Consider the following 25,617-nt stretch of genomic DNA (forward strand, 5'->3'; position numbering starts at 1 on the left):
CGGAGAGCACCGCCCCGCCGGCACCGCGCACCGGGCCCGCCGACGACGGGCCGCGCGCGCCGGAGAGCGCTCCCCCGCCGCGCCACGGCGGGACCGGCGAGCTCGGCGATCAGGCCTGGCCGGAGCGTTCGGCGCCGGATCACGGCAACCCCCAGTGGCGGGCGCCCGAAGCCCCTGTTCCCGCCGCGGGCGCCCAGTGGCACGCCCCCGAACCGAACCGGCCGCGGCAGCCGCTCCCACCGGCGCCCCCGGCTCCGGGCCCACGGCAGCAATGGCAGCAGCCGGGACCGCCGCCGCAGGTCCCCGGCCCGGTCCCGGCCCAGTACAACCCCGCGCCCCCGCAGTGGCAGCAGCAGTCCCCACCTCCGCAGCAGCACGGTGGCGCGCCGGCCTGGCAGCAGCAGGGCGGGCCGCCCCCACAGCAGTGGCAGCAGAACCCGGCGCGATTCGGCGCACCGGGGCCGGGCGCGCCGTCCCTCGACGACGTCTCGGTCCGCCGGGCGAAAAAGGCCTCCGGCCAGGGCTGGCGCAAAGTGGTGCACCACGCGTCCGGCGGCCGGATCAATCCCGGCATGTCCGCCGAGGAACGGCGGCTGCAGGAGCTGGTCGCGCGGATCCGGCAACCGGTGCGCGGCGACTATCGGATCGCCGTGCTCTCCCTCAAGGGCGGTGTCGGTAAGACCACCACCACCATCGGTCTCGGCTCGACCTTCGCCTCGATCCGCGGGGACCGGGTGATCGCGGTGGACGCCAACCCCGACTTCGGCACGCTGTCGCAGCGCGTCCCCCTGCAGACGCGGTCCACGGTCCGGGATCTGCTGCTCGATCCGGCCATCGAACGCTATTCCGATGTCCGGCGGCACACCTCGCAGGCGACCAGTCGCCTGGAAGTGCTGGCCAGCGAACGTGATCCGGCCGCATCGGAGGCCTTCAACGAAGACGAGTACCGCGCGGTGGCCCGGATCCTGCAGCGGTTCTACAACATCATCCTCACCGACTGCGGTACCGGTCTGATGCATTCGGCCATGGCGGGCGTCCTGCAACTGGCGCATTCGCTGGTGCTCATCTCGCCCACCGCCATCGACGGCGCGCAGAGCGCGTCGGCCACCCTGGACTGGTTGTCGCTGCACGGCTACCACCATCTGGTGCAGAACGCCGTGGTGGTGATCAACTCGCCGCGCGACGGTACGCCGAACATCGATGTGCAGCAGCTGCGGCAATACTTCCTGTCGCGCTGCCGGGCGGTGCACATGATCCCGTTCGACCCGCATATGTCCGAGGGCGCCGAAATCGACCTGCCGCGGTTGAAGAAGGAGACCAAGCGGGCCTACGTGGAACTGGCGGCGACCGTGGCCGACGATTTCACGCAGAGCTACCGGCCACACCAGGGCGGGTGAGCCCCGGGCTAGGACCCGGTACCGCGCAGTGGACCCCGGCGCCGGCCGTGGCGGCGACCGGCCCGGGGCGTCACCACTCCGGCAACCTGCGCCTTCCGGCCAGCACATCGCCGACCAGCGCGTCGTAGGCATCGGCCAGTTCGGCCAGATGATGCCAGGCGCTGTGCAGGAGTTCGTCGTCCGCGTCCAGGGTCATCAACGCGTGGTGCGCGCGGACCGCGGATTCGGCGAGCCGATCGATGATCGCGCCGACGGTTTCGGTGTGCAGGGTGACACCGAGCCGGTGCTGCGGGACATTGCGCCCCACCCAATCATCGATGGCCAGCACCAATTCCATCCGGCGCCGGTCGATCTCGACCAGCCGGTCGGGATCGGTGACGATGGAACCGCCGCGGCCCACCAACCTGCGCTCGTGGAGTACCGCTAAATCGCGGGCGTACCAGAGCAGCTGACCCCCGACGACCCGGTGTCCGCGCGCGGCGCGCACCAGTAGGTCCGAATTCGGCAGACCGGGAGACCCGCTCTGCGCCAAGGGATCAGCGCCGCGCTGGGCGCCGGGAAGAGCCATTACGACTGTTGTATCCGAACCTGTCACGGTTGCCTCGCCGTTCATCGCCGCACAACACCGGGTCAGTACGTTGATTACAATAAACCGCCGAAGGCTACTGTCAAGCGACACAGGCCCCCCTGGACACGAAAAGCGTACACTTCGTTACCTGGCGACCACCCGAGGAGCACGATGGCGGACGGTCCGACGTATCGACGGATCGCGGACCACCTCCGCGAGGAGATACGAGCAGGCAAGTGGCAACCGGGGGAACGCCTGCCCAGTCACGCCGAATTGGCCGAGCAGATGCAGGTTTCACTCACCACCGCACGTAATGCGATCCAGGTGCTGGTCACCGAGAATCTCGTCTATACGGCTACTTCCCGGGGCACCATCATCCGCAGCCGCGAAGTGCTGGAATCCGTGGTCACCGACCATATCCGCCCCGATCGGCCACGGGCCGCCCACGATATCTTCTCCGAGATCGCGCGCGCCGCGGGCCGGGTGCCCACCAAGGAATTCAGCGCGCGAATGGAACCGGCGGACGAGCGTGTCGCGCAGTGGCTCGGTATTCCGGTGGATTCGTGGGTGGTGGCCCGGACCGTCGTGCAGTACCTGGACAACGAACCGTGGTCGTGGGAGGTGAGCTTCTATCCCCGGGATCTGGCCGAGGCCACCGGGTTGGATTCACCGCACGATATTCCCGAGGGCACCACGCGCCGGCTGGCCGAACGCGGACAGGGCGAGACCGCGCACCGGGATTCGCTCGTGGCGCGTCCGGCGAACACCGAAGAGGCCGCGGTGCTCGGCGTCGCCATGGGTACTGTGCTGCTGGATCATCTGCGGATCGGGGCGAACCACGCCCGGGTCACCCGGGTGACCCGTAATCGTTCCATCGCGACGAGCAATCGGCTGGCCTACGAACTCGGCGATTCGGCCGGGATAGCGGTGATCCGTGGCGTACTGGATCAGACCGATCGGTCCGAGATATGGTTCTAGCTCATGACGGTGCAGATTCGGCCGGCCGACCTCGATGACCTGGACCTGATCCGCCGCCTGCGGCTACAACGCTCGTCCTGGCTGGCCGCCCGCGGCTCGGACCAATGGTCGACCGAGGCGTCCGGATTGTCGATCGACTACTTCGCGGGTGCCGTGGCCCGGTCGGTGGCCGCGTCGGAAACCTGGATAGCCGAGGTGAACGGTGAACCGGCGGGGACGATCACGGTCAACGACCGCGCCGATCGGGAATTGTGGACCGGCGCCGAATTGGCGGACGCGCTCATCGTGCACTATCTGATCGTGGATCTCCGCTTCGCGGGGTTCGGCGTCGGACGGCGACTGCTCGCGCACGCGGCGGCACTGGCCCGGGCGCACGACCGGAGCTGGGTACGGCTCGACGCGTGGACGACCAACGCCGACCTGCACACCTACTACCGGCGTGCCGGATTCCGGCTGGCCCGCGTCGCCGACCCGAACGATCCGAGCCCCTCCTGCGCGCTGTTCGAACGGCACATCGACGACTGGCTGCTGGAAGGTCCTACGCTCGGTATCCCGACCGGTCTGCCGCTGACCCGGCTGGCCCGCGAGCCGATCGTGCTGCCGGTCTCCGGCTGACCCGCAGCGGAATCCGTACCCGGGACTGTGTGGAGCGGCGTCAGAGTGGATCGCGGTTCGTCCACACGCAGCGGCCCGCGAGATGTCCCGGCTCGGGTGGGTCGGCGACCACACCCGCGCTGCCGGCCGAGTCCGCCACCGGCATTCCGTCGGGCGGCGCGCCGGTCCGCTCGGCCTGCGCCGGAGACGTGAGGACGCCGCGAATTCGCCGCATATGCACCGCCTTTGCCCAGCGCGTCGATATTCTGTCCGAGTGCACGGACCCACGGGAGATCCGCGATGAGGCGAATCGACCTGAACGAGGACCCGACCACGGTGAGCCCCGACCTACGACTGGAGTACGCGGGGCAACCGTTCACCGGAGAGGTGGTCGAAGAGCTGGTGCCCGGACAGCTGCTGTCCCAGGAGTTCTACCTCGACGGATTGCGGCACGGCAGCTACCGGGAATGGTGGCCCGACGGACGGCTGAAATCGGAGGGCGAGAGCTGTCGCGGGCAGCCGCGCGGAGTGTTCCGGCGGTGGCATCCCAACGGTCGCCTCGCCGCGGAGAGCCTGTTCGGAGAGCACGGCGAACTGGAAGCGACCCGGGAATGGGACGAGCACGGCCGCCGGCGGTGAGATCGCGCGAACTTTGCGGTGCTCGTCCTTGATGACCCGGACCACTTGAGCCACCATCGAATTGATCGCGCCCTTCAGCAACTCGGTGTCGGCGGGTGCGGCGATGGGTGTGCCGGCCCCGCGGACCAGATACCTGCCGTCGCCGGCCAGGTCCCGCCACTCCATCCGGTGCCGGATGTCACCGACAGGCGAACCGCGTCGAAAATATCCCGTCGGATCGAGCTACACGGACTGCCCGGTTTCTCCATCCCGGGAACGAGACCGGGCCCGCATACCGCGCCGACATCGTGAGGCGGCAAGATCGAGCGGTATGCGAGCCCTGCTACAACGTGTGACCTCCGCTCAGGTGGCCGTCGACGGCGAAGTGGTCGGCCGGATCGAACCGTCGGCCACCGGGAACCGCCACGGCCTGCTCGCGCTGATCGGCGTCACCCATACCGACGACGCGGCCACCGCCCGGGCGCTGGCCGAAAAGATCTGGCGCCTGCGCATTCTCGATGACGAACGCAGCGCCGCCGATCTCGGCGCACCGATCCTGGTGGTCAGCCAGTTCACGCTCTACGCCGACACCCGTAAAGGCCGGCGTCCGTCGTGGTCCGCGGCGGCCCCGGGACCGCTCGCCGAACCACTGGTCCACCGCCTCGCCGAAACCCTCCGAGAGTCCGGTGCCACGGTGGCCGGCGGCCGCTTCGGAGCGCATATGGAGGTGGAACTCACCAACGACGGCCCGGTCACCGTCATGCTCGAGATCTGATCCGGCGGAGAACATCGTCGGGCAACGATCGAGCGATCCGGTGCGCAGCCGCGCGATCGAAGTCCTCCGCGGTCATCGGTGATGTGCGACCTCTTGTATCGGCGACACACTCTCTGAAACCCGGAAGACCGAGCAGACTTACGCGCCGTCCCCCGGGACCTTCGGCGAAACGCTCGCCGGCTATTCCGGTCGCAGCGTGAGAATGCGCGGGCCGTCCTCGGTCACCGCGACGGTGTGCTCCCAGTGCGCCGCGCGTGACCCATCGGTGGTCACCACGGTCCAGTCGTCGTCGAGCACCTTGGTGTCGTGAGTACCCAGGGTCAGCATCGGTTCGATGGCCAGGACCGAACCGACCACCAGCCGCGGCCCCTTCCCGGGTTCGCCTTCGTTCGGCAGGAACGGGTCGAGATGCATCTCCCGGCCGATCCCGTGCCCGCCGTAACCGTCGACGATGCCGTACGAGCGGCCGTGTTCGGTTTCGGCCGCCCGGGTGCCGAGCTCGATCGCGTGCGAGACATCGGTCAGCCGGTTGTCCGGGACCATGGCCGCGATACCGGCCACCATGGACTTCTCGCAGGCCTCGCTGAGCAGCCGGTCGGCCTCGATCAGGTCACCCACGCCGAACGTCCACGCGGAGTCGCCGTGCCAGCCGTCCAGCACCGCGCCACAGTCGATGGAGACCAGATCACCGGGGGCGAGCACCTCGGCTTCGGTCGGGATCCCGTGCACCACGCGGTCGTTCACCGAGGCGCAGATGGAGGCGGGAAAGCCGTGGTAGCCCTTGAACGACGGCACCGCGCCGGCGTCCCGGATCACCTGTTCGGCGATCCGGTCCAGTTCGAGCGTGGAGACCCCGGGCGCGGCGGCCGCGCGTACCGCGACGAGCGCGCGACCCACGACGGCGCCCGCCGCCGCCATCGCGTCGAGTTCACCGGCGGAGCGGAACGGAACTACCTTCTTGCTCTTTCGACCGAAGACCATATCGGGTCAGCTCCCCATCGCCGAAGGATGATCGCCGCACCCGCGGCCCGGACTAGCCGGTCGTGGCATTACGACCCAGTGCCTCCAGGGCCCGCGCGTTGACCTCGTCGACCTCACCGACGCCGTCCACCGAGACGACCAGGCCGTCGTAGTAGTTCAGCAGCGGCTGTGTCTCGTCCCGGTAGATCCGCAGCCGGGTGCGGATGGTTTCCTCGTTGTCGTCCGAGCGGCCCCGGGCCAGCATCCGGTCGACCACCGTGTCCTCGGAGACCATGAAGCACAGCACCGCGTCCAGTTCGCTGCCCAGATCGTCGAGGATCTTGGCGAGCGCGTCGGCCTGATCGACCGTGCGGGGGTAGCCGTCGAGCACGAACCCGCGCGCGGCGTCGGGCTCGGCCACCCGCGACCGGACCATGCGGTTGGTGACATCGCTGGGCACGAGTTCGCCCGCGTCCATGTAGCGCTTCGCTTCGAGACCGAGCGGCGTCTGCTCGCTGATGTTCGCGCGGAAGAGGTCACCTGTAGAGATGTGTGGTACCCCCAGCTTTTCCGATAGCAGCACGGCCTGAGTGCCCTTGCCCGCTCCCGGCGGCCCGAGTAGTACAACTCTCACTTGAGGAACCCTTCGTAATTGCGATTCATGAGTTGGCTTTCGATCTGCTTCACGGTGTCCAGGCCGACGCTCACCATGATGAGCACGGCGGTACCACCGAACGGCAGATTCTGTGTTCCACCGGACGCGCCGATATCGAGGAACAGATTCGGCAGTACAGCGACCAGACCGAGGTAGATAGAGCCGGGCAGGGTGATCCGGCTCAGTACGTAGGTCAGGTGGTCGGCCGTCGGCTTACCGGGGCGGTAGCCCGGGATGAAGCCGCCGAACTTCTTCATCTCGTCGGCGCGTTCCTCCGGGTTGAAGGTGATGGCGACGTAGAAGTAGGTGAAGAAGACGATAAGGCCGAAGTAGATGGCGATGTACACCGGGTTGCCGGGGTTCACCAGATACTTCTGGATCGCCTCCTGCCACCAGCTGGGCTCGGTGGTCGAGGTCGACCCGGTGAGCTGGGCGATCAGGTTCGGCAGGTAGAGCAGCGAGGACGCGAAGATGACCGGGATGACACCGGCCTGGTTCACCTTCAGCGGCAGATAGGTCGAGGAGCCGCCGTACATCTTGCGGCCGACCACACGCTTGGCGTACTGCACCGGAATCCGGCGCTGGCCCTGTTCGACGAAGATGACCGCCATGATGATGAGCAGCGCGGCCAGACATACGAGGCCGAACACCAGGCCGCCGCGGCTGTCCAGAATGGATTTGCCCTCACCCGGGATACGGGCGGCGATACCGGCGAAGATCAGCAGCGACATACCGTTGCCGACACCGCGTTCGGTGATCTGCTCACCGAACCACATCACCAGGGCGGCGCCCGCGGTCATCACCAGGACGATGATGATCATGCCGAAAACACTGGTGTCGGCCAGGATGTCCTGCTGGCAGCCCTGCAGCAGCTGACCACGCGCGGCCAGCGCTACCAGACCGGTGGCCTGCAGGATCGCGAGCGCGATCGACAGGTAGCGGGTGTACTGCGTCATCTTGGTCTGGCCGGCCTGGCCTTCCTTGCGCAGTTCCTCGAACCGCGGGATGACGACGGTCAGCAGCTGAACGATGATGCTCGCTGTGATGTAGGGCATGATGCCGATGGCGAACACCGACAGCTGCAGTAGCGCACCACCGGAGAACAGGTTGATGAGCTGGTAGATGCCGGCGGAGTCACCACCGGAGACCAGGTCGATACATTCCTGGACCGCCCTGTAGTCGACCCCGGGCGACGGTAGCGCGGCACCGAGGCGGTACAACGCGACCAGCCCCAGCGTGAAGAGAATCTTCCGCCGCAAGTCCGTAGTCCGGAAGGCCGTAACGAAGGCGGAAAGCACAGATCCTCCTGGCGAACGACATGGTCAGGCCATGGAATTTTTCAGCGTGTCCCGGTCGGAAATCGCCGAACCCATGACGGGTCTTGGCAGACAACACTTGAACTCTAACAGTGACGCCGGACGAGCCTGCACTCGTCCGGCGCCCTGTCGTCGAAACCGGCGAACGTCAGCCCAGTTCGGTGGCGGTGCCACCGGCGGCGGTGATCTTCTCCTTGGCGGAGCCGGAGAACTTGTCCGCGCTGACCTGGACGGCGACGGAGATATCACCCTCGCCGAGCACCTTGACCAACTGGTTCTTGCGCACAGCACCCTTGGCGACCAGCTCGTCCTTGCCGACGGTCCCCCCTTCGGGGAACAGTTCGGCGATGGCACCCACGTTCACGACCTGGTACTCCACCCGGAACGGGTTGGTGAAGCCCTTCAGCTTCGGCAGCCGCATGTGGATGGGCATCTGCCCACCTTCGAACGCGGCCGGCACGTTCTTGCGTGCCTTGGTGCCCTTGGTGCCGCGACCCGCGGTCTTACCCTTGGAACCCTCACCACGACCCACCCGGGTCTTATCGGTTTTCGCGCCCGGAGCGGGCCGCAGATGATGCAGTTTGATGGTCATGTCAGACCTCCTCAACAGTTACGAGGTGGCGCACGACATTGATCAGACCGCGGTTCTGCGGGTTGTCCGCACGGACAACCGACTTGCGGATACCTCGCAGACCCAGGGTCCGCAGGCTCTCGCGCTGATTCTGCTTGGCGCCGATCGAGCTCTTGATCTGGGTCACCTTGAGATCTGCCATATCAGACTCCTTGTCCGGCACGGGCACGCAACATGCCCGCGGGAGCGACGTCCTCGAGCGGCAGACCACGACGAGCCGCGACCTCTTCCGGCCGCTGCAGCATCTTGAGCGCCGCGACGGTGGCGTGGACGACGTTGATCGCGTTGTCGCTACCGAGCGACTTGGCCAGGATGTCGTGGATGCCCGCGCATTCCAGCACCGCACGCGCGGCGCCACCGGCGATCACACCGGTACCCGGGGAGGCCGGGCGCAGCATGACCACACCGGCCGCCGCTTCGCCCTGCACCGGGTGGGTGATGGTGGAGCCGATCATCGGGACGCGGAAGAAGCCCTTGCGCGCTTCCTCGACACCCTTCTGGATGGCGGCGGGAACTTCCTTGGCCTTGCCGTAGCCGACACCGACCAGGCCGTTGCCGTCACCCACGATGACCAGGGCGGTGAAGCTGAAGCGCCGACCACCCTTGACCACCTTGGAGACACGGTTGATCGCTACGACGCGCTCGAGCTGGTTCTTCTCGGCGGGGTCGTTACGACGGTCACCGCCGCCACGGCGGTCGCCGCCACGGCGGTCGCCGCGGCCCCCGTCGGGGGCATTGGAGTTCTGTCCGGCGGGTCCGTTTCCGCCGTCACGCCGCTGACGTCCCGGCATCAGACGTTCCTTCCGTTCACACAGGTATGTGCAGTCATGTTGGTCATCAGAACTTCAACCCGCCTTCCCGAGCGGCATCGGCGAGCGCCGCGATCCGGCCGTGGTAGTCGTGGCCACCGCGGTCGAACACCACGGCCTCCACACCGGCGGCCTTGGCACGCTCGGCGATCAGTTCGCCGACCTTCTTGCCCTTGGCGGTCTTGTCGCCGTCCAGCGCCCGCACGTCGGCCTCGATGGTCGACGCCGAAGCGAGGGTGCGACCGGCGGAGTCGTCGACGAGCTGCACGTGCAGGTGCCGCGAGGAGCGGTGCACGATCAGCCGCGGACGCGCGGTGGTGCCCTCGATCTTCTTGCGCAGGCGGAAGTGGCGACGTGTCTTGGACAGCCGCCGGCGAGTGGAAGCATCCTTGCCCAGCGGAATGCGCTTGGCCTTCTGATTCTCGGTTTGCGCCATGATCACTTACCCGTCTTTCCGACCTTGCGGCGAACGACCTCGCCGGCGTAGCGGATGCCCTTGCCCTTGTACGGGTCGGGCTTGCGCAGTCCGTGGATGACCGCCGAAATCTGGCCGACCTTCTGCTTGTCGATCCCGGATACGGAGAACTTGGTGGGCGATTCCACCGCGAAGGTGATGCCCTCGGGCGCCTCGATCGGCACCGGGTGGCTGTAGCCGAGGGCGAACTCGAGGTTGCTGCCCTTCTGCTGCACGCGGTAGCCGACGCCGAAGATTTCCATCTTCTTCTCGTAGCCCTGGGTGACACCGGTGACCATATTGGCGATCAGGGTCCGGGTCAGGCCGTGCAGTGAGCGGCTGCGACGTTCGTCGTCCGGGCGGGAGACCACCAGGCGGCCGTCTTCCTGCGCAACACTGATCGGCTCGGCGATGGTCAGCGACAGCTGGCCCTTGGGGCCCTTCACCGCGACGTCCTGGCCGTTGACGGTCACTTCCACGCCCGCGGGAACCGCGACGGGATCTTTACCGATACGCGACATTGTCCGTACCTCCCCTTACCAGACGTAGGCGAGGACTTCCCCGCCCACTCCCTGCTTGGCCGCCTGGCGGTCGGTGAGCAGGCCGGTCGACGTGGAGATGATCGCCACGCCGAGGCCGCCCAGGACCTTGGGCAGGTTGGTGGATTTCGCGTACACGCGCAGACCCGGCTTCGACACGCGGCGCAGGCCCTGCAGGCTGCGCTCGCGGCTGGGGCCGTACTTGAGGTCGACGACGAGGCTCTTACCCACGGTCGCGTCCTCGGTGCGGTAATCGGCGATATAGCCCTCGCGCTTCAGGATCTCGGCGATATTCGCCTTGAGCTTCGAATGCGGAGCCTTCACCTGATCGTGGTACGCCGAATTGGCGTTACGCAGACGAGTCAGAAAGTCTGCGATCGGATCGGTCATGGTCATAGTTCGACCTCGACACCTTTCTCGCTGCGGTTCCCATACAACACCCACGCCAGTGGGCGCGGGCCGTGGGCCTACAGCAATTCGGCTGGTCCGGACGGCAGTCACCGCCGGATGAGTTCGTATCGCCCGGGCAACCGCAACGGGCCGCCCACGGACACAGAGGTGCCCTGGCAACCGGTCTAGTGTAGGAGCTGGCTCGAGCAGGACAAAATCAGGGCCCCGGAATACTGCCCCGACCAGGTAATCTGGCCGTTATGACGGAGAAGGGGAACCTCGAGGAGCGAATGACCGCCCTCGAGAGTGAGATGGGAGAGCTCAAGCATCGACTGCAGCGCAGCGAGAAAGACGCGGCTGCGGCTCGGGTGCTTGCGGTTGGGGCGGATCGCGATACCTCGGAGCTTCGGATCGAGCTACGCGAGTTCCGGGAACAGAACATGCGTCTACACAACGCGACCAGGTCCGATGTCGCGGACATCCGCGGTGACATCACCGACATCCGCGGCGACATCACCGACATCCGGGGGGATATCACCGAGATCCGGGGCGAGCTGGGGCAACTGAACGGCAGGGTCGACACATTGACCCTGGAAATGCGGAGCAAGTTCGACATGCTGACCGCCGGCCAGCAGCAGATCGTGAACCTGATCACGCTCGCCCTCGACGGGAAGGGCGGCGACCGGTAGCAAAGGCCCGGCAGACGCACGCCGCAGTTCGGCGGCACGGGTCCTACAGTGCCACCACCCACGAAATGGTGACCACCCACGGAAGCTCGCCGAGCTCGTCCGGTGGTAGCCGAGCAGCCAGGGCCCCGGAGCAGTTGCTCCGGGGCCCTGATTCACTCCGCTTCCACACTGGAGTTCACCAGGAGCTCTTGTGCACCTCCGGCAGCTCGCCGAACGGTTCGCTGTCCACCTCGTCCGGGCCGGAGAGCGGTTCCGCGCGCAGGTCCATATCGAGTCCGTCCACATCGTGCTCCCCGACGTGCACCTGGGCCGTGGACGGCGCGTACCCGGTCGCCACGACCGTGTAGGTGCCCTCGTCCAGGTTCCCGAACGCATAGGACCCGTCCGCGTCCGTGGCCACGGTCTCGATCACAGTGCCGAGGGAATCGGTCAGGGTGACCCGGGCCTGTGCCAGCGGCCGGCCACCGCCGCGCACCACGCCCGCCACCCGCACACCCGGGCGCAGCAGCACCTCGAGCAGTGCGGCGTCCCGGCTGCTCACCCGCGCCGACACCGCGGTCGGGTGATAACCGAACGCGCTGACCGCCACGGTGAACTCGCCTTCGGGCAGCCCCGCGAGGTCGAATCCGCCGGTGGCGTCGGATTCGGCGGCGGCCAGCACCTCACCGCGCATATCCAGAGCAGTGACGGTGGCGCCCGATACCGGGGCGCCGTCGCCGGTGCGCGCGACCGTGCCGGTGAGGCCGGCGAGCGTGGTGAGGGTGACGTCGTAGGAGACCGGGTTGCTCCCCAGGATCGCGGTGGACGCGTCGGGGCGGCGCCCCTCGGCCGAGGCGATCAGCACATACGTACCGGGAGCCGGGGCCTCGATCTCGTAGAAACCGTCCTGCCCGGACAGGGCCCGGCCCAGCTGCCGGCCCGACGGCGAGATCAACGTGAGAGTCGCGCCGATCACGGCGACGCCCCGCGCGTCGTACACCCGGCCGAACAGGATGGAGCCGCTTCCGCTCGGCTGCGGCGCAGTTCCGGCCGAGGCGATCGGGGCGGTTTCCGCCGCGACGAACGTCGCCGGTTCGGGGGCCGCAGGCCGCGGGGCCGCGGTGGGCACCGAACCGTTGGCCTCGGACCGGCCCACTTCGGCATCGTCGACGACCCGCTCGGCTTCCACCGAAAGACCGGCCGGAGCCGCGGGTACTGCCTGGGCCATCGCGTGGACGGTTTCGGGCTTCTCGGTCCCGGGCAGTGCACCCGCGACCGCGGCCGCCGCGGCGCGTTTGGCAGTGGGGATGGTCAGGGCGATGACCGCGGCCGCCGCGGCGACACCGCAACCGATCAGGATGCCGACCTTGAAACCGTTCTCGGTGGGCACCGAGATCCCGCCGGCGAAGGTGGTGCTCATCTCGGCCAGCACCGCACCGATGGCCGCCGACGCCACCGAGGTGCCGATCGAGCGCATGAGGGTGTTGAAGCTGTTGGCGGCCGAGGTCTCGGTGATCGGCACCGCGCTCATGATCAGGGCGGGCATGGCGCCGTAGGCGAAGCCCACGCCGAGGCTGATGATGATCGCGCCGACCATCACGCCCCAGGGCTCGCCCATGAGGGGCACCGAGGCGCCGTATCCGGCCGCGATGATGATCGCACCGAGGATCAGCGTCACCTTGGGCCCGGCCAGTGCGGACAGTTTCGCGCTGAGCGGCGAGGACAGCATCATCATCAGACCACCGGGCGCCATCCACAGACCCATGGCGACCATCGACTGGCCCAGGCCGTAGCCGGTGGCCTCCGGCAGCTGCAGCAGCTGCGGGAAGATCAGCGCCTGCGCGAACATCGACATACCGATGACGATCGAGGCGGCATTGGTCAGCAGTACCCGGGGACGGGCGGTGACGCGCAGGTCGACCAGCGGATCACGCGAGCGCAGCTCCCACACGCCCCACAGCAGCAGCACCACCACGGCGGCGATGAACAGAGAGATCGTCGTGACACTGGTCCAGCCCCAGCTCGCGCCCTTCGATACGGCCAGCAGCAGACAGACCAGGGCAGCGCCCAGACCGAGCGCGCCCAGTACGTCGAACCGGCCGCGTTCGGCCCGCGGCGGCGTCGACGGCACCACCGCGAAGATCAGTGCACCGGCCACCGCCGCCAGCGCGGCGACGCCCCAGAACAGGTACCGCCAGCTGCTGTATTCGACGACCGCGGCGGCCAGCGGGAGCCCGAGCGCGCCACCGACACCGAGCGAGGAACTGATCAGCGCGATACCGGAGCCGAGTTCGGCGGGCGGCAGGAGATCGCGTAGGGCGGCGATACCGACCGGGATCAGGCCCACGCCCATCCCCTGCAGACCGCGGCCGATGAGCATCGGCCACAGCGAAGAGGACACGGCACAGATCACCGAGCCGATGACGAGCGGGACCACCGATCCCACCAGCACGGGCCGCTTACCGAGCAGATCACCGAGCCGGCCCGCGACCGGGGTCGTCACCGCGCCGGCCAGCAGGCTCGCGGTCACCACCCAGGTCGCGTTCGAGGGTTCGGTGTCCAGGATCTCCGGTAGCTGCCCGAGCAACGGCATCACCAGGGTCTGCGTCAACGACGCCACGATCCCGGCGAATGCGAGCACCGCCAGTACCGCCGCGGGGCGGACGACGGGTTCGGGTTTGGTCACGAGCGTGCTCCTCGATATGCGAAAGTCAGCCGATGTGCATCGTACACATAACATGCATGATGCAATCTAACCAATTCGCCGGTGCACTACTTCGCGCCGCTGCGGCAACCGGCGAGCCTCGGTCAGGATCCGGATAGCGTGTTGCGCACTGCGCGTAGCGGCGGGCACCGGCCGTTGCGGCAGTGATATGCGAGTGTCACCGACCGGGCTCGCCGGGCGACGTTCCAGCGCCGTGAACGCGCTGATCGCCCCGATACTGCACCATTGGAATCCGTGCAGTACACGCTCGCCGATATCCTGCCCTCCGTCGCCGCTTCCTTCGGCCTGAACTCACCCGGCCCGCTCGGTCTCGTACCCAACCGGGATGTCGTGCTGCTGCTGATCGATGGCCTGGGCGCCGAACTGCTCGCGCGGCACCCCGATATCGCCCCCACGCTGACGGCACATCGCACCGCCACCCTCACCGCGGGATTCCCGGCGACCACCGCCACCAGTCTCACCAGTCTGGCGCTGGGTGCGCCGTGCGCGACCCACGGCATCATCGGCTACAGCTTCGCCGTACCCGGTCCCGGCGGCGCCCGGCTGTTCAACTCGCTGCGCTGGCGATTCGACTCCGCCACCGGCGACGACGCACGCGAGGCCTACCCGCCCGAGTCGGCGCAACCGGCAACCAGCCGTCTACAGGACCTCGCCGCACACCGCGTGGAGGTGCACTATGTGGTCCCGGAATACCAGATCCGTTCCGGACTGACCCGGGCCGCTTTCCGGGCACCGGGCATCCTGCACCCCGCCGCCGTTCTCGACGAGGTGCGAGCCGGGATCCTGGAGGTCGCCGATCATCCGGGTGGCGCGTCACGGTTCGCCTACGCCTATTTCCCCGGCCTCGATTCGACCGGCCACCTGCACGGACCCGAATCGCCCGAAGCCCTGGCCGTACTGCGCGATATCGACGCCTTCGCGGCCGAGTTGCTCGACGAGCTACCGGCCACCTGCACGCTGCTGATCACCGGCGATCACGGGATGATCCACGCGGACAAGGTAATCGACCTTGACGCGAACGAGAGGTTGCACCGCGAAGTACGCCTGATCGGCGGCGAGGCCCGGGTCCGCCACGTCTACGTCGAACGCGCCGCGGCGGCGGCCGACACGCTGGCGACGTGGCGGGACCTGTTGCGGGGGCACGCCCACGTGGTGACACGCGAACAGGCACTCGACGAGCACTGGTTCGGCCCGACCCCGCCGACCCCGGTCATCGCGAACCGGATCGGGGATCTGCTCGCCGTCGCCGAGGGCCGGACCGTACTGGTACGAGCGGAGCACGAACCGCTGGAGTCGGCCATGACCGGACACCACGGCGCCCGCACACCGGACGAACAACTGGTGCCGCTCATCGTGTCGCGCTGAGCGAACCCCACGGCTCGACAGAAATCGGTGAAGCCGGCCTTCGGCACGCACTCCGCCACCCATGGACAGGGCACTCCCGCCCGTCAGAAACGGCCGCCGCGGCTGATCCGCCGCGATCCGCCCGATCCGCCGAACGACCCCGCTCGGTACCCGCCGCGGTGACCGTGGCCACCGCCCATGCCACCGCGCAGCATGCTGTCGATGAGGATGCCGCCCAGGATCACGCCCGCCTGTGCCCCACCCGCCGGCGGCCGCCGGACCTCCCAGGCCCGCACCCCGGCCTGCGCTTCCTGTAGGGCGCGACCGCCGAGGTCGGCAGCCCTGCGCGCATGATCGAGCGCGGCGGCCGGGTCCGCCGTGCGCAACCGCTGCGCCTCGTCGAGGTGCCGCTGGGCCTCCGACAGCCGGGTGCGCGGCATGGCGTCCATCGCGCCCCGGCGGGTGGCGATGAAATCGGTAGCCATCCGGACCCAGGCGGCCGCGTCGCCGAGCGCTCGATCCAGCCGGCGCGCCAGGTCCGCGGCGGCCCTCTTCCGGTTCCCGGCCGCGGCCAGCGCGCGATCCAGGTCCCCGTCCGCGGCGACCGCGTCGTGGTAGACCCCCAGGGGGTCGGCCGCGGCGGCAGTGCCCGCCCGCGCCAGCACGGCCCGGGCGGCGACGACGGCCGTCTCCAGTTCCGGGCCCCCATGCCCGGTCAGCTCGGCGGCAGCACCGAGGTCGCCGCGCAACTCGTCGAGGACGGCGGGCAGGCCCACCCGCGCCTGCTGGATATGAGCCGCCGCGCCGTCCACGGCATCGAGCAGGGTGCGGGCCTGACCGGTCGCTGCCTCGGCCGCCCGGATATCCGCGACCGCCCCGCCCTGTTCACCCACGGGCCGGGCAATTTCCCGGCGGCCGTCGCCGATGCAGTCGTCGGCGAAGGCAATCCGTTCCCGGGCCATGGTGACGTTGTCGGCGATCGGTGCGAGCACACTGGCCGGATGGGCGCCCGCCAGCCGGGCCAGTTCGGCTTCCGATGCCGGGAGACGGCCGGTGAGGTCGACGATATCGCGGGTCAGCGCGTCCAGGCGGGGCCCGGCGTCGATGAGCAGATCGCGCATCGCGTCGAACTCGGTGACGCGAGCATCGAGTTCGCGGTCGGCGTGACCGGCGGTGGTGAGCAGATCGATCAGCAGTGTGCGCTGTTCGTCCGGCGTCTCCGGGACGGCGTCGTCGAGCCGCTGTCGGATCGCGAAGGCTTTCGCCGTGGCGGCGCGCGCGTTCTCCAGCGCGGTACGGAAGGGCAGCACCGCGGGCTCGCCGAATTCCCCGACGGCCAGCTCCAGTTCCTCGGTACTGGTCCGAACCGCGTTGTCGAGTTCGACGAGGACCTCCCGCGATCGCGCGTGCAGCGCTTCGAGCGGCAGCGCAGCCAGCGCGGCGGGGTCGGTGGGATCGGTGCGCCGGGCCTGTTCGAGTTCAGCTCGGTCCCGGGCCCGCCGCCGGTAGCGCTGATACAGCAGCAGACCTGCCAGGGCGAGCACGATCAGCGCGCCGACGAGCAGCACCGGCCCGGTACTCACCCCGCCTCCGCTCATCGCCGTCCCGATCCCGGCGGCCGCGGCGACGCCCGCGTCGGCCCATCGGTTGTCGCGCAGCGCGGGTTCGACCTGGTCGGTGAGCAGCCGGTCGACCTCGGATTCGCTGACCCCGGCCGGGCGCTCGCCGTCGACGGCGTAGGCGCGATCCCGGGTGGCCACGGCCAGCAGCAGATCCCGGTCACCGAATCCGGATCGCCGCGCGGTCTGCGCTGCCCACTCCGGTGGACTGTAATCGGCGAAATCGCCCACGTAGGCGACCCAGAGCCGCACCTTGTGTTCGAGGTAGAGGGTGTCGACCGCCGCTCGCACGCGCTGGATGTCATCGGCGTCCAGCACGCCGGCCGAGTCGGTGACATAGGTGTCCATCCGGGTCGGCTGCTCCGCGGCCGCGGCCGGCGCCGCCACCGCGGTGACGCACACCAGGCCGAGCACGAACCACGCGATCCGGCGCAGCGGATGATTCGAGGTCGGCATGTCACCGAATGTAGCGTCCGCAGCACCTCCGGCGCCCGCGCGATATGCCTCGCAGTCGCCGATACCAACCAACCGCGCCATGCCCGGTTTATCCGGTTCCCTTCCCCGCTGAAGCGAATTCGTCTATGCCGCAACAACTACCGCAATGCGCCACACCGGCCCTGGATCGGCTCGTACCGACCGCGTGTCCGAGGCGGTCGGTCATCGCCGACCACGCCGACGACAAGGACGGTCCGCTCGCACGAACTCAGTAGCCCCTGCTACTGCAGTTCGGTGACTCGTTTCCCACCTGATTCGTTGGCGCCGGTATCGGAGATCCATCGGGAATCGGCCCGGCCGGGCACTGGATCCGCCGCGGCACTGGCCGGCGAATCCGCTGCCGAACGAGCCCCTCGCACGGTGAGCGGGTGTTCGATCACTTCCGGAAGCGGCATGCCCGCAGGCGAGCCGACTGCGAATGGCGGAGTCGAACCGGAGAGACTCAAATAACCGCCCACGCTCTCGCGGACAGAAAGACCGGCATGACCCGGGGTACGCGTATACGCCGCGCGCGGCGGGGTATCGCGATCGGTTCGAGTCGACCATCCGAATCGGTTCCAGGATTGCACGATCAGTTCGAAGTAATCGCTCCGGACCCCGGATGGCGCCTCGATCACCCAATACGCCATATCGAAGAGCTCGGCGCCGACTTCGGCGGCGAAATCTTTTGCGGGAAGGGTCACGCCCGCATGCAGGTGCGCGTGCGGAAGCTCAGGGTGAGAAAGCGCCAACGCCGACCCGACCGGCAGTGTCCGCAATGTGAGCACGAAATATCGGTAGAGCTGTTCGCGTGCGGCCCCCTGGGTCGGTTGGGAAGTCATAAAAGCATCCTCACTCCGAACGATTCGCAACTCGTCGCTGTCACTGTAGCCGGGCAACCTGATCCCTGTGGCCGGTCATTATGAGTCCGATACTTCGCGAGGAAGGATTGGCAGAACTCAGGTAATTGTCCACCTCATGGTCCAGCAGATTCCACGAGTTGACGTCACGCGCCGACCCGGCCGCGAAATTAGGGGCGCCGTACTCGGGATCGGTGGGCATCTTGCCGTGCGTATCCGGCATGCGCTGCAGCGGATCGTAGGGAGCTATGGCTGCGGAGACACGATCGGCGGTACGCGCGGGCTCCACACCCGCAAGACTCAGATCGCTGACATGACCCACACCCGTTCCCCAACTACCGAAGAAAATCAAGTCGTCGGTGTCCAGCGTGTGTCCATGGCCCGCGGCGTGGCCAGCCAGAACGCTGCCGTAGGAGTAACCGATCGTGGTGGTGTGCGCCGGCGGTCCCTGATGTGTCACCCGCAACCCGTCGTGATAGCTGCGCACTGCGGCGGCACCGTCCGCGGCGAACTGCGGAAACATCGTCTCGGTGATCGTGGTGGGGTTGTCGTAGTTGCCCCAGAAAGTCACCGACGTCATGGCCTTGGGGTCGGCCAGCGCGGCCGACTGCCGTATCTGCGTAATAGTATCCTCGGCGAATCCGACGGCATTGAAATTATTGGCAGGCTGTAGGAAAACCACCGAGTGTTCGGCTATATCGGGGTTGCCGCGGGATATCACGAACCGACCTTCTTCGTCCAAATGGGAGAGCAGATACGGTCGGCCGCCAAGCATGCTTTTCAGGTCGTCATAGAGCTCGGCACGCCTTCGGTCTCCAGCGAGATGGGCCTTCACCTGCAGCCGATCCAAATTCTGCCTGTTGTAGATATCGCGTTCTTTCTGCGGTATCCCGTCCGTGTTTCCGATGAAGAAATCGGCGCGAAACCGCTCCTGCTTTTCTGCTACAGACAGCCCGGACCACCATCGGTGCACATCTGCGGGACTTTCGCGTATCCCACCGATCGAGAGACGGGACCCGGTGCGCGGGGCAGGAGGCGTAACACTCATCAAACGCTTCAGCACACTGTTGTCGTCCGGGTCGGCGATCATAAACCTGCGCTCTCCGCGTAGCAGAACCTCCCGGGTCCTCCGGTAAAGGGTTTCGGAAATACCCTCACCCATCTCACCGATAATTCTGTTCAGCCGCTCGGCGAGCAAGTGCGCATCGCGAATCCCGCTACCGATTCCCAAGGGAAAGATATTCGAAAAATCCCCGTCCGGGCCGAATCTGTTCAACCCGACTCCTCGCCGGTAGACGGATGCCTGCGCTGCAGGCGACCTGGGTGCCCGGCGACCACACGACAACGGGAACGATCGCCCCGCCACCGCGGTATCGACGCGACCACGGTCACGAACTCATTGTGCCAGATCGGAACAACCCCGCGGTCGTAGGACGGAAGCGTCCGAGCCGGAACTCGCGGGACTGCTCGTGTCGTATGGACCTGGACCGACCGGCCACGGCCGGAACGAGCCGCCCCGCGAAGTAACAGCTCATCGTCCGACGGCAACCTCTGCGACCGTCGGGAAGCGCAGAAGGACCCGAGCCGAGGCTCGGGTCCTTCGCTGCGTTATGGGATCCCGGACCGGCGAACCGTCCGGGATCGGCTCACCAGGAGCTCTTGTGCACGCCCGGCAGCTCGCCGCGGTGCGCCATTTCGCGCAGGCACACGCGGCACAGGCCGAACTTGCGGTACACCGCGTGCGGCCGGCCGCAGCGCTGGCAGCGGGTGTAGGCGCGGACAGCGAACTTCGGCTTGCGGTTGGCCTTGTTGACCAGTGCTTTCTTGGCCATGTCTCAGTTCTCCTTGAACGGGAAGCCGAGGTGCTTCAGCAGGGCACGGCCTTCTTCGTTGTTGGTCGCGGTGGTGACAACGGTGATGTCCATACCGCGCGGACGGTCGATCTTGTCCACATCGATCTCGTGGAACATCGACTGCTCGCTCAGGCCGAACGTGTAGTTGCCGTTGCCGTCGAACTGCTTGGGCGACAGGCCGCGGAAGTCGCGGATACGGGGCAGGGCGATCGAGACCAGGCGGTCCAGGAACTCCCACATCCGGTCGCCGCGCAGGGTGACCTTGGCGCCGATCGGCATACCCTCACGCAGCTTGAACTGCGCGATTGACTTGGTGGCCTTGCGGATCTGCGGCTTCTGGCCGGTGATCAGGGCCAGGTCGTCGACCGCGCCGTTGATCAGCTTCGCGTCCCGGGCGGCGTCGCCGACACCCATGTTCACCACGACCTTGACCACGCCCGGGATCTGCATGACGTTGGCGTAGTCGAACTCGTTGTTCAGCGCGTCCTTGATCTCTTCGCGGTAGCGCTGCTTGAGCCGGGGCTGCACTTTCTCGGTGGTGGTCATATCAGATGTCCTTCCCGTTCTTACGGGAGATCCGAACCCGCTTGCCGGTTTCTTCGTCGGTGCGGTAGCCGATCCGGGTCGGGTTACCGTCCGAGTCGACGACCATCACGTTGGACACGTGGATGGGCGCTTCCTGGGTCACGATGCCGCCGGAGGAGGCGCCACGCAGGTTCGCGGAGTTCGCGACGTGCTTCTTGATCCGGTTCACGCCCTCGACCAGGATCCGGTTGTCCTTCGGGAAGGCCTGGATGACCTTGCCCTTGGCGCCCTTGTCCTTGCCCGAGACGACGAGCACGGTATCGCCCTTGTGCACCTTCATGTCAGAGCACCTCCGGGGCCAGCGAAACGATCTTCATGAACTTCTTGTCGCGCAGCTCGCGCCCGACCGGGCCGAAGATGCGGGTGCCGCGCGGGTCGTTGTCCGCCTTGATGAGCACGGCGGCGTTCTCGTCGAAACGGATGTAGGAACCATCCGGACGGCGCCGTTCCTTGGTGGTGCGCACCACGACGGCCTTCACGACGTCACCCCGTTTGACGTTGCCGCCCGGAATGGCTTCTTTCACAGTGGCGACGATGACATCGCCGATACCGGCATAGCGGCGCGACGAACCACCGAGAACGCGGATGCAGAGAATCTCCTTGGCACCCGTGTTGTCGGCGACGCGCAGCCGCGACTCCTGCTGAATCACTTCAGCCTCCTCGACCTGGACGATAAGCACGCCGGATTGCCGACCCGACGGGCATGGTCTGTCGCCATCCGAACGCACGCCTACCAGCGGTTCTCTACGATCTCGACGATCAACCACCGGGGGTTCGCGGCCGAATCGCGGGCACCGGGCCCGCAGGCAACCGGTCAAGGATAGCGAATCCCCAGCTCAAACCGAAATCGGGGGGTCGCCGCCGCGATCCTTCGCGCCGGCACTCCGGAACCCCGGCGGAGCCCGGCTGCCCCCGGCCACGACCCCGGGGCCGGGCCGGTCCGTGTCTCCCGGCGCGACGTCGGGATGGGGCGCCGGTAGCCTCATGGGGCCGGTTCGCCAAGGAGATGGTGCGGGTCCCGCATCGGGGAGAGGTTTCGTTGAAATCATCGGATCGTCGATTGGTGCTCGATCGCCGTGGGTTCCTGGTCGCGCTGGGGCTGGCGCCCGCGGCCGCGTGGCTGGCCTCCTGTTCCGAGGCGCAACCCATCAAGCTGGTGACCGTCGATATGAGCGGCTCCGATCCGGCGATCCGGCCCCAGGACGATCTTTACCGGCACGTCAACGGTAAATGGCTGCGTGAGTACCAGCTGCCGCCGGACAAAACCGCCTACGGGGCATTCAGCGAGGCCGGGGAACGCACCCAGCAGCAGTTGCGGGAGATCATCGAGAGCATCAGCGGCCCGGTGGACGGGACCGAGGCCCAGCAGATCCGCGACCTCTACGACGCGCGGATGGACCTGGACGAGATCGAGCGGCTGGGTCTGACGCCCCTGGACTCGATGTTCGCCGAGATCGAGGACGCGAAGGACAAACCGGCCCTGGCCGAGGTGATGGGCCGGCTGCCGATCGGCGGGCTGATCGGTATCGGGGTGAGCATCGACCAGAAGAACTCCTCGGCCTATATCCCCGCGATCGGGCAATCCGGGCTGGGCCTGGACGAGCAGTACTATCGCGACCCGCAGTTCGCCGAGGAACTGGCCGGTTACCGGACCTATCTGGAACGCCTGGCCAAGGGCGCGGACCTGCCCGACCCCACCGGGGTGGCCGGGCGGCTGCTCGATCTGGAGAAGCGGATCGCCGCCGCGCACTGGGACAATGTGCGCAACCGCGACGCGGAGGCCACCTACAACCTCTTCGATTGGGACAAGGCCACCGCCCTGGCCCCGGAGTACGACTGGGACCCGTGGCTGCGCGGGATCACCGACCGGCCCAAGGAGCTGTTCGCGAAGGTCGTGGTGAGCCAGCCCTCGTTCGTCACCGAGGCGGGCAAGATCTGGGCGGCAACCGATATCGCGATCTGGCGTGACTATCTGAAGCTCGCGGTGCTCAAAACCTATGCGAACGTGCTGCCCAAGGAGATCTCCGACGCCAATTTCGATTTCAACGGGCGGCTGATGTCCGGGCTGAAGCAGCGGCCCGAACTCTGGAAATCGGCCGTCGGCTCGGTGGACGGCAATTTGAGCGAACAGCTGGGCAAGCTGTACGTCGACAAGCATTTCCCGCCCGAGGCCAAGGAACGGGTCGAGGCGATGGTCGACGATCTGATGGCCGCCTACCGGCAGAATTTCACCGATTCCCCCTGGATGTCGCCCGAAACCCGCCGGGCCTCGATCGAGAAACTGGACAAAATCGGCACCAAACTCGGGTATCCCGACAAGTGGGTGGACTACTCCGGGTTGAAGGTCACCCGCGGCAAGCTGATCGAATCCCTGCGCGCTATCAACGATTTCGAGGTGAAGCGGTCCTTCGACCGGTTGGGGAAGCCGGTGGACAAGGCGGAGTGGAGTGCCTCACCGCAGACGGTGAACGCCTACTATTCCGCCACCAACAACGAGATCGTGTTCCCGGCCGCGTTCCTGCAGCCGCCGTTCTTCGACAAGGACGCCGAGATCGCGGTGAACTACGGCGGGGTCGGCGCGGTGATCGGGCACGAGATCGGGCACGGTTTCGACGATCAGGGTTCGAAGTTCGACGGGGACGGTAACCAGCGCGACTGGTGGACCCCCGCCGACCGGGATGCTTTCGACGCCAAATCCCAGGCGCTCATCGAGCAGTACAACGCTCTGGTCCCCGAGGGGCTGCCGCCGGAACAGCATGTGAACGGCGCGCTCACCGTCGGCGAGAACCTGGCCGACCTGCGCGGGCTGCAGATCGCGCTGGCCGCCTACCGGATCGCCGAGCAGCGCCAGGGTGTCACGAATCCCGACTACCGCACCATGTTCAATTCGTATTCGCGGATCTGGCGCTCCAAGCAGACCCCGGAGGTCACCGAACGGCTACTCGCCGGCGACACCCATTCTCCCGACGAGTTCCGGGTGAACCAGGTGGTCCGCAATATCGCGGAGTTCTACCGGACCTTCGGTGTGGTGGAAACGGACAAACTCTTCCTGCCCGAGGACCAGCGCATCGAACTGTGAGCCCGGCGGGGAGCCGGCCGCCTCCGCTTCCCGCCGAGCCCCCCACCCGGACCACCTGAGTTCCGAGTTCACCGCCACAGCGCACCCGAGTTAGCCAAGGCTGCCCTATGCTTGGACTGCCGCGCGGAGGACGCGCCGGTAGCTCTCGCCGAGGAGGAAGGCCGACGATGAAGACGGTGCGAACCTCCCGTGGCCGGACACCGGCTGTCTTCGACGCGCTCGCCGGGACACCTGCATCGCTGCCCCACGTCTCCGACGAGCTCGCGCCGGCGCCCGCCGACGCGGCGTACCAGCGCCCGCGGCAATCCAGGTTCGATCGATACGGAGAGAGCGGTTGTCGTCCACCCTCGCGCACAGGCAACTCCGGTACGCACTACGCACCGGAGTCACCTGTCTCACCCTGCCCCGCGGGGCGGTGCTGCTGAATCCCCCGCAAAAGAAGCAAATGACCGGTCTGTCCGCGGCCGGCCGCGACGCCTTGAAAGCCCTCAACCGCGGGCCGGCCCTGCTGTCGGCACTCGCACCCGAACCGGACGGTGAGGTCGCGCTGTTGCTCGGGCAACTCGTCGCGGAGGGCTGGCTGGCGGCCACCGTCCTGGACGGCGACCACGACCTCTACACCCTGGATCCCTTCACCACACCACCGGACCGGCCGACCGGCCCACCGCCCCCACCCGGCGCACTGTCCAAATTCGCGATACTGCACCGGGAGCCGTCGGGATTCGTCCTCGAGCATCCGCTCTCGTGGTGCGATCTGCGCATCGGCGACCCCCGCATCCTCGCGGTACTGGGCGGTCAGGATCCCACCGAATCGGGGCTCCCGGCCGAAATCATCGAAAGGCTCGCCGGCGATCTGCACTGGGCCGGATTCACCGCGAATCCCGCTCAGGAGGCCGGGCAGTTCACCCGGCGCAGTTGGAGCGCACCGGATCTCTGGTTCCATCGGCGCAGTACACTCGGCCCGCGCACGATCACCTGGGAACATTTCGGCCCCACGAAATGGGCGAAGGGCGAATTCCCGCAGCCCGCTGCCCGCAAGCCCGCGTACCCGGGTACGCCGGTCGAGCTGCCTGTCCCGGACCTGGATGTCCTGCGGGCAGCCGATCCGAGTCTGACCGCGGTACTGGAGGATCGCCACTCCTGCCGGGCATACGACGATTCCGCGCCGATCACCCGGGAGCAGCTGGCCGAACTGCTGTACCGCACGGCCCGCACCCGCGGGACGAAACCAGAAGGCCCAGGCGAGGAACTACTTTCCCGCCCCTACCCCTCGGGCGGCGGGGTCTACGAGATCGAGATCTACCCGATCGTCCGCTCCGTCGCCGGGCTGGAAGCCGGGATGTATCACTACGACTCGTTCGAGCACACCCTGCACCGCGTCGCCGAACCGGACTCCGACGAGGTGCGCCGACTGGTGCGATCGACCTCGGCGACACTCGTCGGCGGAGCGGAACCGCAAGTGGTACTGCTGCTCGCGGCGCGCGCCGGCCGGGTGATGTGGACCTATGAGCAGGTGGCCTACGCGAGCATTCTCAAACATGTCGGGGTGCTGATGCAGACCGTCTACCTGGCGGGAACGGCGATGGGCCTGGGTATTTGCGCCCAGGGCTTCAGTGATACGGCCGCGTTCGTCGCGGCCGCCGGAGTGGACGAACTCGAGGAATGCGGGGTCGGCAGCATCATCGTCGGCTCGCCCGCCCGGGGATGACCCGGAAACAGCCGGCCC

At 67.5% G+C, this 25,617-nt stretch carries 28 protein-coding genes and 1 pseudogene; 9 read left to right on the top strand and 20 right to left on the bottom strand.

What is annotated here, in order from left to right; genetic code table 11:
- A partial coding sequence (locus ACLML9_RS16020; protein WP_411946283.1) for a MinD/ParA family protein occupies positions 1-1,397 on the top strand: 1,397 nt, incomplete at its 5' end.
- A gap of 70 nt (positions 1,398-1,467) precedes the next feature.
- Here ACLML9_RS16020 and ACLML9_RS16025 read toward each other — a convergent pair.
- Complete coding sequence (locus ACLML9_RS16025; RefSeq protein ID WP_030522616.1) at positions 1,468-1,965, bottom strand: DUF4254 domain-containing protein; 498 nt, start codon at positions 1,963-1,965, stop codon at positions 1,468-1,470.
- Between the two features lie 171 nt (positions 1,966-2,136).
- Here ACLML9_RS16025 and ACLML9_RS16030 point away from each other — a divergent pair, with 171 nt between their 5' ends.
- Complete coding sequence (locus tag ACLML9_RS16030) at positions 2,137-2,943, top strand: GntR family transcriptional regulator (protein ID WP_411946284.1); 807 nt, start codon at positions 2,137-2,139, stop codon at positions 2,941-2,943.
- 3 nt (positions 2,944-2,946) lie between these two features.
- Positions 2,947-3,558, top strand: coding sequence for a GNAT family N-acetyltransferase (locus ACLML9_RS16035; protein ID WP_411946285.1), 612 nt, complete (start codon positions 2,947-2,949; stop codon positions 3,556-3,558).
- Between the two features lie 40 nt (positions 3,559-3,598).
- On the opposite strand, the gene ACLML9_RS16040 is transcribed toward ACLML9_RS16035, so the two are convergent.
- Positions 3,599-3,772 (bottom strand): hypothetical protein, encoded by a 174-nt coding sequence (locus ACLML9_RS16040; protein WP_411946286.1) that lies wholly within the window; start codon positions 3,770-3,772, stop codon positions 3,599-3,601.
- A gap of 65 nt (positions 3,773-3,837) precedes the next feature.
- On the opposite strand from ACLML9_RS16040, the gene ACLML9_RS16045 reads away from it, so the two are divergent.
- Both ACLML9_RS16045 and dtd read left to right on the top strand, forming a co-directional pair.
- On the top strand, positions 3,838-4,176 hold the full coding sequence (locus tag ACLML9_RS16045; RefSeq protein WP_411946287.1) for a toxin-antitoxin system YwqK family antitoxin: 339 nt from the start codon (positions 3,838-3,840) through the stop codon (positions 4,174-4,176).
- Between the two features lie 310 nt (positions 4,177-4,486).
- Positions 4,487-4,930, top strand: coding sequence for a D-aminoacyl-tRNA deacylase (gene dtd / locus ACLML9_RS16050; protein ID WP_411946288.1), 444 nt, complete (start codon positions 4,487-4,489; stop codon positions 4,928-4,930).
- 180 nt (positions 4,931-5,110) lie between these two features.
- Here dtd and map read toward each other — a convergent pair whose 3' ends face one another.
- From map to rpsH, 9 genes are all read right to left on the bottom strand, one after another.
- A complete protein-coding gene (gene map / locus ACLML9_RS16055) occupies positions 5,111-5,911 on the bottom strand; it encodes a type I methionyl aminopeptidase (RefSeq protein WP_357753617.1) in 801 nt (266 codons plus the stop codon).
- Between the two features lie 52 nt (positions 5,912-5,963).
- Positions 5,964-6,524, bottom strand: coding sequence for an adenylate kinase (locus ACLML9_RS16060; protein ID WP_411946289.1), 561 nt, complete (start codon positions 6,522-6,524; stop codon positions 5,964-5,966).
- Positions 6,521-7,843: a preprotein translocase subunit SecY gene (secY, locus tag ACLML9_RS16065; RefSeq protein ID WP_411946290.1), complete on the bottom strand. Its 1,323-nt coding sequence runs from the start codon at positions 7,841-7,843 to the stop codon at positions 6,521-6,523. The genes ACLML9_RS16060 and secY overlap by 4 nt, the downstream gene beginning before the upstream one ends.
- Positions 7,844-8,009: 166 nt before the next feature.
- On the bottom strand, positions 8,010-8,453 hold the full coding sequence (rplO, locus tag ACLML9_RS16070) for a 50S ribosomal protein L15 (protein ID WP_030522646.1): 444 nt from the start codon (positions 8,451-8,453) through the stop codon (positions 8,010-8,012).
- A gap of 1 nt (position 8,454) precedes the next feature.
- Complete coding sequence (gene rpmD / locus ACLML9_RS16075) at positions 8,455-8,634, bottom strand: 50S ribosomal protein L30 (RefSeq protein ID WP_063035613.1); 180 nt, start codon at positions 8,632-8,634, stop codon at positions 8,455-8,457.
- Between the two features lies 1 nt (position 8,635).
- Positions 8,636-9,283, bottom strand: coding sequence for a 30S ribosomal protein S5 (gene rpsE, locus ACLML9_RS16080; protein ID WP_030522648.1), 648 nt, complete (start codon positions 9,281-9,283; stop codon positions 8,636-8,638).
- Positions 9,284-9,329: 46 nt separating this feature from the next.
- Positions 9,330-9,737 carry a 50S ribosomal protein L18 gene (gene rplR / locus ACLML9_RS16085; protein WP_063127881.1) on the bottom strand — a complete coding sequence of 136 codons (408 nt, stop codon included), beginning with the start codon at positions 9,735-9,737 and terminating at the stop codon, positions 9,330-9,332.
- Between the two features lie 2 nt (positions 9,738-9,739).
- Complete coding sequence (rplF, locus tag ACLML9_RS16090; protein WP_411946291.1) at positions 9,740-10,276, bottom strand: 50S ribosomal protein L6; 537 nt, start codon at positions 10,274-10,276, stop codon at positions 9,740-9,742.
- A 15-nt stretch (positions 10,277-10,291) separates the two neighbouring features.
- Positions 10,292-10,690, bottom strand: coding sequence for a 30S ribosomal protein S8 (rpsH, locus tag ACLML9_RS16095; protein WP_014981717.1), 399 nt, complete (start codon positions 10,688-10,690; stop codon positions 10,292-10,294).
- Positions 10,691-10,974: 284 nt separating this feature from the next.
- On the opposite strand from rpsH, the gene ACLML9_RS16100 reads away from it, so the two are divergent.
- On the top strand, positions 10,975-11,373 hold the full coding sequence (locus tag ACLML9_RS16100) for a hypothetical protein (RefSeq protein ID WP_411946292.1): 399 nt from the start codon (positions 10,975-10,977) through the stop codon (positions 11,371-11,373).
- A 175-nt stretch (positions 11,374-11,548) separates the two neighbouring features.
- Here ACLML9_RS16100 and ACLML9_RS16105 read toward each other — a convergent pair whose 3' ends face one another.
- Together ACLML9_RS16105 and ACLML9_RS16110 are read right to left on the bottom strand one after the other, a co-directional pair.
- A complete protein-coding gene (locus ACLML9_RS16105; protein ID WP_411946299.1) occupies positions 11,549-12,580 on the bottom strand; it encodes a collagen binding domain-containing protein in 1,032 nt (343 codons plus the stop codon).
- A gap of 6 nt (positions 12,581-12,586) precedes the next feature.
- Positions 12,587-14,038: pseudogene (locus ACLML9_RS16110) on the bottom strand (MFS transporter); the annotation flags it as partial.
- Positions 14,039-14,311: 273 nt separating this feature from the next.
- Here ACLML9_RS16110 and ACLML9_RS16115 point away from each other — a divergent pair.
- Positions 14,312-15,442, top strand: a complete 1,131-nt coding sequence (locus tag ACLML9_RS16115; RefSeq protein WP_411946300.1) for an alkaline phosphatase family protein — start codon at positions 14,312-14,314, stop codon at positions 15,440-15,442.
- An 83-nt stretch (positions 15,443-15,525) separates the two neighbouring features.
- Here the strand turns inward: ACLML9_RS16115 and ACLML9_RS16120 are convergent, their stop codons facing one another.
- The 7 genes from ACLML9_RS16120 to rplN form a co-directional block, all read right to left on the bottom strand.
- Entirely contained in the window at positions 15,526-17,496 is a 1,971-nt protein-coding gene (locus ACLML9_RS16120) for a TPM domain-containing protein (RefSeq protein WP_411946293.1), read from the bottom strand.
- Between the two features lie 260 nt (positions 17,497-17,756).
- A complete protein-coding gene (locus ACLML9_RS16125; RefSeq protein WP_411946294.1) occupies positions 17,757-18,356 on the bottom strand; it encodes a hypothetical protein in 600 nt (199 codons plus the stop codon).
- 40 nt (positions 18,357-18,396) lie between these two features.
- Entirely contained in the window at positions 18,397-19,650 is a 1,254-nt protein-coding gene (locus ACLML9_RS16130; protein ID WP_411946295.1) for an alpha/beta hydrolase, read from the bottom strand.
- A 370-nt stretch (positions 19,651-20,020) separates the two neighbouring features.
- Positions 20,021-20,206 carry a type Z 30S ribosomal protein S14 gene (locus ACLML9_RS16135; protein ID WP_014349101.1) on the bottom strand — a complete coding sequence of 62 codons (186 nt, stop codon included), beginning with the start codon at positions 20,204-20,206 and terminating at the stop codon, positions 20,021-20,023.
- Between the two features lie 3 nt (positions 20,207-20,209).
- Positions 20,210-20,773, bottom strand: a complete 564-nt coding sequence (rplE, locus tag ACLML9_RS16140) for a 50S ribosomal protein L5 (RefSeq protein ID WP_411946296.1) — start codon at positions 20,771-20,773, stop codon at positions 20,210-20,212.
- Between the two features lies 1 nt (position 20,774).
- Positions 20,775-21,092: a 50S ribosomal protein L24 gene (rplX, locus tag ACLML9_RS16145; protein ID WP_030522663.1), complete on the bottom strand. Its 318-nt coding sequence runs from the start codon at positions 21,090-21,092 to the stop codon at positions 20,775-20,777.
- Between the two features lies 1 nt (position 21,093).
- Entirely contained in the window at positions 21,094-21,462 is a 369-nt protein-coding gene (rplN, locus tag ACLML9_RS16150) for a 50S ribosomal protein L14 (protein WP_357050216.1), read from the bottom strand.
- 413 nt (positions 21,463-21,875) lie between these two features.
- Here rplN and ACLML9_RS16155 point away from each other — a divergent pair, with 413 nt between their 5' ends.
- Both ACLML9_RS16155 and ACLML9_RS16160 read left to right on the top strand, forming a co-directional pair.
- Complete coding sequence (locus ACLML9_RS16155) at positions 21,876-23,891, top strand: M13 family metallopeptidase (protein WP_411946297.1); 2,016 nt, start codon at positions 21,876-21,878, stop codon at positions 23,889-23,891.
- A 334-nt stretch (positions 23,892-24,225) separates the two neighbouring features.
- Positions 24,226-25,599 (top strand): SagB family peptide dehydrogenase, encoded by a 1,374-nt coding sequence (locus ACLML9_RS16160; protein ID WP_411946298.1) that lies wholly within the window; start codon positions 24,226-24,228, stop codon positions 25,597-25,599.
- Positions 25,600-25,617: the final 18 nt, after the last annotated feature.

The sequence above is a fragment of the Nocardia sp. NPDC002869 genome (genome assembly GCF_046764065.1).
In the GTDB taxonomy this organism is placed as follows: domain Bacteria; phylum Actinomycetota; class Actinomycetes; order Mycobacteriales; family Mycobacteriaceae; genus Nocardia; species Nocardia rhamnosiphila.